The organism is Poritiphilus flavus, assembly GCF_009901585.1.
GTDB classification, from domain to species: Bacteria; Bacteroidota; Bacteroidia; order Flavobacteriales; family Flavobacteriaceae; genus Poritiphilus; species Poritiphilus flavus.
Genome location: NZ_WXYO01000009.1, coordinates 199,827 through 211,753, shown reverse-complemented (window position 1 = coordinate 211,753; position 11,927 = coordinate 199,827). Strand labels below are relative to the sequence as shown.

The window sequence follows — 11,927 nt, the reverse complement described above, 5'->3', positions numbered from 1 at the left end:
TTGACCAAAAAACGGTTATTAATAAGGTCAATTACGGGATCCCGTAAGGAAATGAAGCTTACCAAACTTAGGTTTGCTTAGCTGGGAGACAGGCGGAAAACCAGTCTCGTTTTTCCATTATCAAAAGAAATTTTCAAACAAGCTATCAAACCACAGGTTTTTATGAAACGCTTTTTAGCTCTGGTCTTTTTGTTATCAGGTTCTGCAAATGCCATTGGGCAAACTGCCTCCAATGAAGACCTCATCAGGAAGTACAAATCCCAGGTTGAATCTACCAGGGAGATTACGGATTGCGGCCATGCGTTTGACGGCCCCGCATATGTCGTAAAACAGGCAGAAAACAACACCCTGGACAGACTACTTGTGCTCACCGAAAAGCAAAAGGCTGAAATTGGAAAACAGAACTACGTACAGCTTCAAAAAAACAATAAGTTCCTAAAAAAGCACAAAGACCTGGCAAAATTGAACGAGATCTTCAAAAAACTGCTCAGCCGCACCCAAGGCAGCAAGACCACATTTAGCCTTCACCTCATTGAATCCAAAGAAATAACCGCTTTTACAACAATAGGTGGCTATGTATATGTGTCAACCGGTCTTCTGGATTTTATACGGTCTTATGATGAATTGGCCTTTATTCTTGGGCACGAGATAGGCCACCAGCTAAATAGACATATGGAAAGGAAAATCCTGAAAATATCAATGGTCTCCCGCTTCCTGAGTTTCGCTGATATGGAAAGCTTTACCAAGATGGCTACTGATGTCAACAATGTTGTCAGGGCCCCTTTTGATCAGATGGATGAATACGAAGCCGACAAATACGGTTTTGAAATCGCGAAGAGCTGCGGTTACGACCCGCAAAGGTTTTCGGATTTTTTTATTCGGATGGAGAAATACGAGAATACCAAGATCATCGACAAGCTAAAATCTACACATCCTTTTTCGAAAAACAGACGGGCTTGTTTGGAGAATTACCTGTCTAAAAAGTAGCATTATGGAAGAAAAGGGGCTATCCATCAAGGCAGTAGGGATCACTAAAAGATACTCCAAAAATAAAATTGGCTTGCAGCCCATGTCCATGGACATTAAAAGCAAGAGCTTCGTTGCGCTTATGGGTCCATCGGGATGTGGGAAATCTACTTTACTGAAATGTTTGAATGGGGATAACCCTGCGACTTATGGGGAAGTCTATATACACGGCCTTTCGCTTTTGGACCATTACGATCTGGTAAAAAAGAACATTGGGTACGTCCCTCAGGATGATATCATACACCGGGAGCTCAGCGTCTATAAAACACTCTTTTACTCCGCCAAACTCCGCCTTCCGGATGGCACTTCAAACCAGGAGATCGACAGGCGTATAGATAAGGTTTTAAAAAGTCTGAAATTAGATCAGCACGATCAGGGTGACACCCCCGACCAAAAGGATATTAAAGCAAAAAAGGTTAAGGAGCTCTCCGGAGGACAAAGAAAAAGGATCTCTATCGCTGTAGAACTGTTGACCGAACCCTCCATACTGTTTTTGGATGAACCTACCTCCCCTCTTGACCCGGAAACCATAGACAGTTTCCTGAATAGCCTTAAAGAGCTGGCAAAGGAAGGCACAACCATCATCATGGTCACCCATAAGCCGGAAGACCTAAACTACGTAGACGAGGTAGTGTTTCTGGGTGTTAAGGGACATCTGGTATTCAAAGGTCCACCGGCGGACATCCTCAAACACTTTAATGTAAGTAGCATTATTGAAGTGTATAGCGAAATGAGTGATTTGAAGGCGGTTAAAAAACTTTATCAGGCCCCTTCAGATACCCTGCCCTCAACAGACTCCAATCCAAAAATTAGCCGAAGCAAAGCAGATTCCAGTCTTCGTCAGCTCTACTGGCTGGCAAAAAGATATCTGAATATTAAGACCAATGATTCTGGCAATTTGTTTCTGCTCTTGCTGCAACCCCTGATAGTTGGCGGATTGGTGAGTTTGGTATTCAGTGAGTTCAGAATCGGCGTACTCTTCCTGACCGTCATCTCAGCGATTTGGTTTGGGGTCAGTAATTCCGCAAAAGAAATCGTTGGGGAACTGCCCATTTATAAACGAGAGCGGATGTATAACCTCAACATCAACACCTATATCCTTTCCAAGTTGATAGTACTCGCATTAATCGCGCTGCTACAGGTGCTGATTTTCACCACGATTATATATTTTAATTTCAGTTTCAGGGCCGTTTCCGAATTTCCGGATACCTATCTCAGACCTTTTGCATTTAGCGTAGCATTCCTTTTTTTTATCTCTTTTTCGGCCAGCCTGATCGGCCTTTTCCTGTCCTCTTACTTCAGCAATACCGAGAAAGTTATGACGGTTGTCCCTATCACCCTGATGCCACAGATCATGCTGGCCGGAGTGATGACCAAACTGGACAGCAGGATAGTAGAGATCTTGAGTTTTTTCACCCTGGGCAGATGGGGAACCGAGGGCTTTGCCCGAATGCAAGACGGCTATTTTCAGGACCGCGATATGGAACCGGAGAGTGTTATTATCCCCGAATTCAATCCGGATGGTTACTACAAAAACGATTGCAAATGTGAAACTTCCGGGGCTCTGGAACAGTTAGGACTTTACGACGCCGATCTTATTGATAAAGGGGTGCTGATCGGGGATGTATTCAATAACCAATATGCCAATCTTATCGCTGTGGGTCTACTAAGTGTAATCATGTACCTGCTCATCTTCATATCACTCAACAAGAAAGACAGTCTATGAGCACAAGGGCCTTAATACCGATTTTGCTCATTAGCCTATGCTGTTCCTGCCGGGTACAGCAGCCTGTTTTAGCGGACAAGGTTCATCTGAAAATTAACACCTTGGACTCCCTCATCAGGTTTTCTGTAGACACGCGGATGTACAACCCGAATGGTTTTAAATACCTCCTGAAGGAGATCTTGTTCGATATTTCTTATGAGGGCGAAAAATTGGGTAGCGGTACGCTGAAAGAAGAAAAAATGATCTATCCCAGGGATACCGTCCCACTCTCCTTCAATTGCTCTCTACAGTTGAATAATCTCCATAAAAAACACCATCAGATGTTGTCTGCTGACACCGTCCATCTGCTGCTTGAAGGTGAAGCTCTTGCCGAACATCCATTGAAGAAGGTCAGGAAAAGTTTCTCGGTCAGCCTGCCTTATGATATGAAAGATTTTATTACCAATACGGTGTTTAACGATGATCTTTTTACCGAAAAAATAGAGATCCAAAATTTGACCTCATTCAAATCCTATGGCCTGAACAGATCCGACGTTCAGTTTAAGATTGGTTTCAGAAACAAGCAACCCTTTGACCTTAGATTGCAAAGATTCAATATGATTTTCAGGCTAAAGGAAGGTCAGCGGCCAATTGCACAAAGCAGCCTGGACACCCCCATTAAACTAAAGACCAAAGAGACTGTTGAACTCCCCCTGAATACCGAGTTGTACAACCTGAATGTCCTGAAAAACCTGGGAGGAATTTTCCTGAATGCGGCACCACTTGAGTTGATTGGAGAAGGCAGTGCAATATTGAATATTTCAGGTTATGATTTTGAGATCCCCATTCGCAAAGTATTTGTAACCCAAACGGACTTATTTCAATGGTAGTAGAACATTTATGGGCTCCGGGCCCTTCGGATAAAGGAATTGGTAAGGAACTTACAATACTGTTCAGAGATGCGTAAATCAAACCCTCAAATACCTAACAAGAAGAGAAGAAAGAAGAGTAAACTACCGGTTCTTGTATTGGGGAGCATCCTAATACTATTGACAGCCGCTTATTTCTATTTCTCCATATCCCAGTCTGTGGATGCCCTGGCCCTTGCAAGACACGGTAAAAAATGGGGATTTATCAACAAGGAAGGAGAAGAGATTATTCCTTTCACCTACGATATGGCCTGGAAAATGTCCGAAGGCCTGGCACTGGTCAAAAAGAATGATAAATGGGGATTTATCGATAAGAACAATGAGATCAGGATCCCCATGTTCTATGAAAACGCCCATCCGTTTTCGGACAGCCTGGCGGCCGTTAAGCTAAATGGAAAATGGGGGTTTATTAACCGACATGGATCATTTATTATCGAATCCGATTATGAAGAGGCCATTCCATTCTCCGAAGGGCTGGCACCAGTAAAGAAAAACAACAAATGGGGATTTATCGATAAATCCGGAAATGTGGTTATCCCTTTTGAGTATTCCAGCGCTTATTTGTTTTCAGAAAAACTGGCACCTGTAGGGGTCAATGGATTAGAAGGTTTTATAGACCCTGAAGGAAACATAATCATCCCACCACATTACAACTATGCCTTGCCTTTTTCTGAGGGATTAGCAGCTGTAAACCACAATGGAAAATGGGGATTCATAGCCAAAAATGGCAGGGTAATCGTAGAACCGCAATTTGAACACACCTGGGGGTTTTCCGAAGACCTGGCCCCTGTTAAAATAAATGGTAAATGGGGCTATATAAACCGTAAAGGCGAGCAGGTCATTGCACCAAAATACGAAGATGCGTTTGTCTTCCTCAACGGTCTTGCTCCTGTAAAAATGGACGGACAACAGGGCTTTATTAACAAGGAAGAAGAAGTAGTCATACACTTTAAATACGATTATGTAGACGCCTTCTATGACATGGAATGAATTAGACGCAAGAATAAAATTCAAAACTGATTAACTATGAATTTGACAACTATGAAAAAATATCTCATCCTATTGTTAATATGTACAGGGCTGTCATACGGACAACACTCCACCATTGGCATTCAATCGACCAGGGCGCTTAATCTGGAAAATGCCGTTGAAGCAGAACTGGTATGTCAGAAGATCAAGGAAGTAATTCTGAGTACAGGAACTTATGAGATCCTGGACAGAGAAGCTCTTGGCCTTGTAATGGACGAACAAAACATACAAAAAAAGATTACCTCAATAAACGCGGATGTTGTCGCCCAGGGCAGGATTAAAGGGGCTGAGTTTATCATTGCCAGCAAGCTCTTCAATGTAGCCTATAAAAAGATCAAACCATCAATCTTTGAAAAACCTATCGAGAGTGTCCTGGGCAGTGATGAGGACAAAGACTCAGAGGTTGGTTTGCAGAGAGCTGTTTTCAGCTTCTCTGTGGACATACTTGATACTGAAACTGGAGCCACCTTAAATACCCAAAAATTTTCCATTGGTACAGTCTCGGATAATCTAGGAGGGATAACCAAACCGGAAGCATTTCAAAGTGCCCTAAAGGCAAAGTCCCTGGAAGGCAAATTAAGCCAATTCTTAAATGAATCCGGAGGAGGGGCCATTAAACTCATCTCAATAGAAGAGGAAAAAGGCGGTTCAGCGGCGATTGTACTCATTAACTCAGGTTCTTCCACGGATACCAAAAAGAACAAAAAATTCAAGGTCTATGAAATTTCTGTCCTGCAGATCGATGGTGAGGATACCATTAGAGAGAAATGGGTGGCAGATCTTAAAGTGACAGCCGTAGAAGGTGAAAAATTGTCTACAGCCAAGGTAGACAAAGGCGGCCAAAAATTAAAAGAGCTATTTGAATCCGGAGCAAAACTAATCTGTAAATCGAAGTGATATGAGAAAATCTATTGGCCTTGTTATTTTCATTCTTCTCCTTTCCTGTAAAAGCGCGGGAAGCCATACTGACCTAAGCTCAGCGCGGGTCAAATATCTGACCAGTCAGGGGAGGAATTCCTTAACAGTACAAAGTACAGATCTTGGAAATAATCAGGACCAGGCCATATTCAATGCCAAGAAACTGGCATTTCAGAACCTGTTCTTCCGGGGTATTTCCGGTTCGCCTTTTAATGACCCCCTGATCGGAATAAATGAACGGCAGGGCTATAAGGCAAATGAGACTTACTTCAAGGAGTTTTATTCCGGCCGAATGGAATCTTTTATTCTCAGCTCCAGTGAAAATCTGGAAAAGGTAAAGGGTGGGCAGAAACTGGCAAAAGTCACCCTACAAATTAATTTAAGGGCATTGCGAAAAGACCTTGAAGACAAATCAGTAATCAAAAAATTTGGTTTATGAAAAGCAATAACAAAATGCTGAAAATGGCCTATTTGCTGGCCATTATGGTTACCGCCAACAGTTGTGCTGTCTTGGCACAAACCGATTGCTCTCAGCAGAGCATCAAAACCGTTCAGCCGAGCATCATGGTTTTACCCAGAACAGACAGGGGTGAGGACCTGCGAACCATTATGGATGAGCAACCCGAAGTTCGCGTGGCTATTTCCAAGGTAAAACAAGCCTTTGACGACAGGGCCTATACCACTTTGGATTTTGAAACCACACTAAATGCAAGAATGCGAGGAGAGGTTGTAACGAAAGAATCTCAATCGGAATTTAAAAATAGAATTTTCAACAACATTGCCTCGGATATTGTTGTGGAAATTGATGTTATCATAAGTCAAATCGGCAAGGATCACAGAGCAACGCTTGTGCTTGAAGCCAATGTTACCGACAACGGGAATTCCATGGCCAGTGTCCCCATAGAAGGAAATTGGTTTGAAACATCTGACAAAATTCTATTGATAGGTTCCGCCCTAAAAATGAAGAATGATCAAAAGGAACTTCTACTGGATGAGTTTCTGAGAAAGATGAATGAAAAATGGGCTGAGATGCGTGAGACCGGAAAAACGGTCAGAATGGAGTTTAGCCTTGCAGGAGATGCGGAGATTAATATGAACCAGGATGTGCCTTCTAAAGGTGAAAAACTGAAGTATGTAATTGAAGATTGGTTAGAAGCAACAGCTCTAAACAACTATTACCTAATCTCCTTTGTGACGGAGACAAAACTTATGGTTGAAGATTACCGCTATTCTGTGCGAGATCCCAAGAATTGCACCAACATGACCACCAGGAAAATTGAGCGACAACTTGAGCGCTTTTTTGACCGGATTGATATCCCAGCCAAGTTCGACAATAGCCGGGGAACCTTATACATTACCATTTTATAGAATACAATATGAAAACAAAAGCCCATACACTCATAATATATTTCCTTACATGCATTTGGGGCCTTACAGCCCAAAGTCAGGACAGTGCAGAAAACGATCTGAATATCTCCGTGGTGGTTCCCCTACAAATTGAAGGGCTTTCCATCGCGCAACTTTCCAAGATTGAATCAAAACTACTTAGAATGGTTAGCAATTATGGGATTGCCGGAGAAGGATATACAAATAAGTTCATTCTATATCCCAAATATGAGATCTATGACCACAAAGTGGTGGAAGGCTTACAAAATGTGCATGTCATTGATGCGGAATTAAACCTGATCATTAAGGAAGTTAAAACCGCTAAGGTTTATAGTGTCTATCAGCAGGAAATCACCGGAGATGGGTATTCGAAAAAAGAGGCCATTAATCAGAGTATTTCCAGGATCAAGACGAAAGGTGATAAAATTCAGAACTTTTTAAGCAACGCTAAAACCAAAATTTTGAATTATTACCGTGCCAATTGTGATCGGCTCTATCAGGAAGGAAGCACTATGGTCCGGCAAAAGAGATACAATGAAGCTATTGCGCTGTTGTATCCCGTTCCAAAGGAAGTTGGAGGAGACTGTTACGACAAAATCCAGCGAAAATTAGACGAGGCCTATGACGGCTACCTGAATCAGACCTGCGAAAAGAATCTTTTAAGGGCGAAGGCGGAAATATCAAAAAACAATAATGAGAATGCCCTGGAAATATTGGCTTCTATTGAAACGGAATCTAATTGTCATTCCTCAGCTCAAGAATTAAGGACTAAAATAGAAAACAAAGCCACTGCCAATTCGGATGGCGGTGCTACCGGACCTCTTAGTGAGAAAGGTGTAGGCACAAATCGGGAAATTGACAATAACCAAAATCCGGCTGTATCCGCTGCCCCTGAAAACACCAGATCAGCAAATGCCAGCCAGCAAAGGATTAAAAGAAGAAGTGGGATGAGAGCAGTAGCGCAGGCCGAATTTAGACGCACCAGACATCAGGGAGAGGTAGACAGAGCAATGAGTGAGGGTTGAGTAATTATTGAATCTGTCAGTGATTATGCAGCAGCATTCAGAACCGTACATATTCTAATGATGACTTTTAGAAATCGCAGTTTGGTAAAGTCCCTCAGCATAAAAGTCTGCCCAACAGCTAACAAAACCGAAGTTTCTTTAAATACCCATTTTCAGGGTATTTAATAAGAAGATATAAAATCGGGAGGAATTCGCTTCAAGTTGAGCTTGAATTCATGGCTGGTAGACGAAATCATAGTTTGAGGACAAGACAGCGAGATGTTATTAACCTGCTTCGCAAGCTCAACGCGCACTTCTATGTCTGAACTTCAATCCTGAAATATTAATAGGTGTCTCCGTAATCCTGCCTTTTGACCAGGAAAATGGCGTCCAAATAAGGTCCTGTACCGACATTGTGTCCCGCAGAATCACCGATATCCCGAAATTTAAGATAAGACTCCTCTGAGGTCGCTTTCACAACTTTATAAAAGGTTTTCCACCGCGTATTAACACGTTCACGCCCATCGGCTTCCACAGTATCAATAGGAACTCCGTTCCAGCTTATTTCCATTCTGTTGTCTTCCTTCACCCTTCCTGGCCTTGGTGAAAATGCAAAAGATAGCACATATTCGGTATCTGGTTCTGTTAGAACCTTTTGGCGGATCCAGGAGTTGGATTTGCCAGAAAGTTCAATGAATTGCTTTCCGGTCTTCGCTTCCCCCTGTCCTAATTTAAAAGACTTTAAGTCAAAGTTTATTCCATCCTCATTCTCCCAACTAGGCCCCTTAATAGTATCGGTTGACTCCCTACCCAACTCACTGGTCAAAAGATAATTATTGTCCGGTAATTTAGGGAATTCAAAACTTCCGTTGCTCACCCGGTTAATGGACCCGCTTAATATCTTTTTCAAAGCAGGACGAAGTCTTTGATCCTTGTAGTAAGCTACCAAGTAGTCAGACCACATTTTTGCTGCACTATTTTGAACATGCCCTCTCCAGTAATAGGCAAGTGCATAATTAGAATCGTTTTTAATGGCATTGTCCAGATAGGTGCGCGCGTCTTCATTGGACACCCTCTTCCTGAAGTAAAGAAATCCGAGATGTGCGTTGTATTTTGCATTCTCGGGCTCCTTATTGATCCTGTCTTCATAGTGCCCAATATCGTTGAGTCTCACATTGAAATCACGAATCTCACGAAGGTACCTTCTCGATGGATTATCGGAATCCAATTCATACAGTTTCAACACATTAAACCCTTCACATAAGGTCTCGGAAAGAGGAAACGATCTCGTAGTGACTTCCCCCGACTCCCTCGATATCGAATCCATTTTGATCTTTCGAAGTAGCTCAAATTCGCTGTCGTAGTCCGACTTGAAGTACCATTCGATTTCAAGGTTGTGAAATCCAGTGGTGTTGCTATCCGGTTTCATAGAGAGCGAAAATCTTTGGGGTTTTAAGCCGGCACCAAGGACAATCGAATAGTCCTCAACATCTTCTTTCTTTGAATCAACCAGTCGGAGATTGCCGTATTTCAATAGCGACTTATCTATTGACCTCAGGCTATCTAGCTTGGCTGTGTACAGCGGTTTATCGTATCCGATGCCATACGTATTGCCAAAACCACTATTCGCCCTCTCGTCATTCATGATAAGCCATTTCAGATCATCTCTCTGATCGAGTCTGTCCAAGAGGCTACTCAATCCAAAGATTTGGTCTTTAATGGTGGACCATTCAGACTCCAGGGTGTTATCCATGCGTTCATAAATTTCCTGGTTACTGGGATTTATAAGACTCTGGTAAAAATTGAAGCCGTAAACCAAAAGTGCCAGCGCCATTGGATACCCTACCCATTTTATTGCCATCTCTCTATTGATATGCTTCTTTGCAGAGGTTAGAATAGGTTGCACCAGGGTATCGTGGCTTATCTCAAAATACCGGCTTCCCAATCTTCGTTCAAAACGAAGCAAGCGATATTCGACAAGCTTATCCAAAGTGTCCTTTTCCAGCTTAAATCGATTGTAAATATCATCTTCGGCAATACTCAGGCGCCTGCCAGTCTGGCTGATCAGGCCGCGTTCACAAAGTTTCCGAACCCTTCCCCTGATTTTCCAATTGACCCTTTTGAGCTGATCGTCATAAAATTTCAGCAAGATTCTTCGCATTCCCTGATCCCCTCCAAAATCTTTTTTCGTAATGGTAATCGGTTTGTCGTTGTGCATCTTGCGTTGTTTTAACAACACTTTTTCCTCTATATTCTGACAGAGCAATTGCAGTTGAAAAGGTTCGATCTTCTCTTTGGATTTGCCCAAGATTTCAAGAAGCTGCGGCTTCACACTTTTCCAACCTCTTAAATAGCTCCACCAAAGGGAAGCAGCGGAGACAAAAGTAATTAGTGTCAACAAGGAATAAACAATCAACAAAGGCCATGGGATATCAGACCTGGTATAATCTGTCAGTATTACCATCAAAATATTCAAAAAATGTGCGATAGCTATTGGCGCTATGGCCTTCTTCGGAGGAACTGGATACTTTACGGAAAGACCTACGAAATAAGCGAAAATGATAAGAATATTCAATAAAAAAACTTGAGGGCTAAAGTCCATAAGTTTAGAGACCAGGATACTGAGGATGACCCAACCAAAAAGGTAAAAGTGAGGTTTCCACAACCATCTTTTATCTTTGAGAGCCTCTTCTGATGAAGGTAGATCATCAGTGCTAAGTTTTTCCTTCCGACCTTTTCTGTAGATCGCACTTATAAGCAATACTAAAATGAGTACCAATACAAGGGGCACCATGACGATTGATACCAGGGCACTGTTATCAGATTGCAAGACCTCGTTAGACAGGCTTGAGACGTAGATCAATGTGCAAAACCAGGCGTACAAAAGTATGATCGGAACCAGGGTGTTCCTGCCCGCAATAGGCCTGCGAACGGCCAATGTCATCGCAAAGGCAGGAATGATCAACCACACCGTGATCAGCACAGTGAGAATGCCCAGGTCATCCCCCAGAAAATTGGCCAACAAGGCAACAGGAAGCAATAGTGCTCCAAATAAAAACAATAGCCACTTCGGCCATTTCGGATCCCAGGTCTTGGTTATTATCTTCAGCCTTTCCTTAAGATCTTTTTTCATGAGAAACTTGGTAACCGCTTTGATGGCTCCTTCAGAATAATTAAAACTATGTGATGATAAATTCTCGTCATCCAGTTTTGCCGGGCTCTCGATGGCGCTGATCGCCTGCTCTTCAGTCAACTCTCTTAATCGAAATCGATTGTGTAAAATGGACGGAATATCCTCTGAAATCTCTTCCAGTTGTGCCAGAAATTCTTCGCGCAGACTGAGTACCACCTTTACTTTTGGAGGGCTTTCAGACAGATATTGCTTTGTATCCCCCTTCTTGCCTTGGGACCATCTTCTTCTGGTCCTGCCCAAATCCGCAATCTGTTTGAAAAAATCTTTGCGCTGATCCTCATTGTACCCAAGGGTGAAGATTTCTTCGAATTGATCAAAAACCAATACGGGCGTCAGAAGCTTATCGTCACTAGTCCACAATTCTGCTGTCTTCAAAAACTCCCACAGGGATTCTTTATTTCCGGGATTGTACTCTACATTCTTCCTACTTGCCAACTCAATGATACGTGAATCAATGGTTTCAAGAATACCATCCGAAGGTGCATTTAAACGAATAGAGACTGGGAAATAGCCTTTGTCGTATAGTTTTTCAAAAACACCGGCATTCAAAAGAGAAGATTTCCCAACTCCTGATTTAGCGAATAGCACTATAATATTATGGGAAAGGATCAGGTGTAATAATTCCTTTTGTTCTGCGTTTCTCCCGAAGAACAATTTGCGTTCCAAGGGACTGTCCTTAAACGGACGAGCACCCGGATATCTGGTGTTCTTCGTATTAGTCATAGTCTGTATTCCTC

The 11,927-nt window shown here is 42.5% G+C and carries 9 protein-coding genes; 8 read left to right on the top strand and 1 reads right to left on the bottom strand.

Going from position 1 to position 11,927, the window contains the following annotated elements:
* The first annotated feature begins 162 nt into the window (after positions 1 to 162).
* The 8 genes from GTQ38_RS20080 (at position 163) to GTQ38_RS20045 (ending at position 8,018) form a co-directional block, all read left to right on the top strand.
* Positions 163 to 987, top strand: coding sequence for a M48 family metallopeptidase (locus GTQ38_RS20080; protein WP_161437369.1), 825 nt, complete (start codon positions 163 to 165; stop codon positions 985 to 987).
* Between the two features lie 4 nt (positions 988 to 991).
* Positions 992 to 2,752: an ABC transporter ATP-binding protein/permease gene (locus tag GTQ38_RS20075; protein WP_161437368.1), complete on the top strand. Its 1,761-nt coding sequence runs from the start codon at positions 992 to 994 to the stop codon at positions 2,750 to 2,752.
* Complete coding sequence (locus GTQ38_RS20070) at positions 2,749 to 3,621, top strand: LEA type 2 family protein (RefSeq protein ID WP_161437367.1); 873 nt, start codon at positions 2,749 to 2,751, stop codon at positions 3,619 to 3,621. Before GTQ38_RS20075 ends, GTQ38_RS20070 begins: the two co-directional genes overlap by 4 nt.
* Positions 3,622 to 3,690: 69 nt before the next feature.
* Entirely contained in the window at positions 3,691 to 4,650 is a 960-nt protein-coding gene (locus GTQ38_RS20065; protein WP_161437366.1) for a WG repeat-containing protein, read from the top strand.
* Positions 4,651 to 4,686: 36 nt separating this feature from the next.
* Positions 4,687 to 5,586, top strand: coding sequence for a hypothetical protein (locus GTQ38_RS20060; RefSeq protein WP_161437365.1), 900 nt, complete (start codon positions 4,687 to 4,689; stop codon positions 5,584 to 5,586).
* Position 5,587: 1 nt separating this feature from the next.
* Positions 5,588 to 6,046 carry a hypothetical protein gene (locus GTQ38_RS20055; RefSeq protein WP_161437364.1) on the top strand — a complete coding sequence of 153 codons (459 nt, stop codon included), beginning with the start codon at positions 5,588 to 5,590 and terminating at the stop codon, positions 6,044 to 6,046.
* The gene (locus tag GTQ38_RS20050) at positions 6,043 to 6,975 is read left to right on the top strand and encodes a DUF6175 family protein (protein ID WP_161437363.1); all 933 of its coding nucleotides are present in this window, start codon (positions 6,043 to 6,045) and stop codon (positions 6,973 to 6,975) included. The genes GTQ38_RS20055 and GTQ38_RS20050 overlap by 4 nt, the downstream gene beginning before the upstream one ends.
* Positions 6,976 to 6,983: 8 nt before the next feature.
* Complete coding sequence (locus GTQ38_RS20045) at positions 6,984 to 8,018, top strand: hypothetical protein (protein ID WP_161437362.1); 1,035 nt, start codon at positions 6,984 to 6,986, stop codon at positions 8,016 to 8,018.
* 322 nt (positions 8,019 to 8,340) lie between these two features.
* Here GTQ38_RS20045 and GTQ38_RS20040 read toward each other — a convergent pair whose 3' ends face one another.
* Positions 8,341 to 11,913, bottom strand: coding sequence for an nSTAND1 domain-containing NTPase (locus GTQ38_RS20040; protein ID WP_161437361.1), 3,573 nt, complete (start codon positions 11,911 to 11,913; stop codon positions 8,341 to 8,343).
* Positions 11,914 to 11,927 lie beyond the last annotated feature (14 nt).

What these genes read in the sequence shown, in the direction of transcription:
- GTQ38_RS20055 (WP_161437364.1), top strand. Translation starts at nt 5,588, where the DNA reads ATGAGAAAATCTATTGGCCTTGTTATTTTCATTCTTCTCCTTTCCTGT.
- GTQ38_RS20045 (WP_161437362.1), top strand. Translation starts at nt 6,984, where the DNA reads ATGAAAACAAAAGCCCATACACTCATAATATATTTCCTTACATGCATT.
- GTQ38_RS20075 (WP_161437368.1), top strand. Translation starts at nt 992, where the DNA reads ATGGAAGAAAAGGGGCTATCCATCAAGGCAGTAGGGATCACTAAAAGA.
- GTQ38_RS20060 (WP_161437365.1), top strand. Translation starts at nt 4,687, where the DNA reads ATGAATTTGACAACTATGAAAAAATATCTCATCCTATTGTTAATATGT.
- GTQ38_RS20050 (WP_161437363.1), top strand. Translation starts at nt 6,043, where the DNA reads ATGAAAAGCAATAACAAAATGCTGAAAATGGCCTATTTGCTGGCCATT.
- GTQ38_RS20040 (WP_161437361.1), bottom strand. Translation starts at nt 11,913, where the DNA reads ATGACTAATACGAAGAACACCAGATATCCGGGTGCTCGTCCGTTTAAG.
- GTQ38_RS20065 (WP_161437366.1), top strand. Translation starts at nt 3,691, where the DNA reads ATGCGTAAATCAAACCCTCAAATACCTAACAAGAAGAGAAGAAAGAAG.
- GTQ38_RS20080 (WP_161437369.1), top strand. Translation starts at nt 163, where the DNA reads ATGAAACGCTTTTTAGCTCTGGTCTTTTTGTTATCAGGTTCTGCAAAT.
- GTQ38_RS20070 (WP_161437367.1), top strand. Translation starts at nt 2,749, where the DNA reads ATGAGCACAAGGGCCTTAATACCGATTTTGCTCATTAGCCTATGCTGT.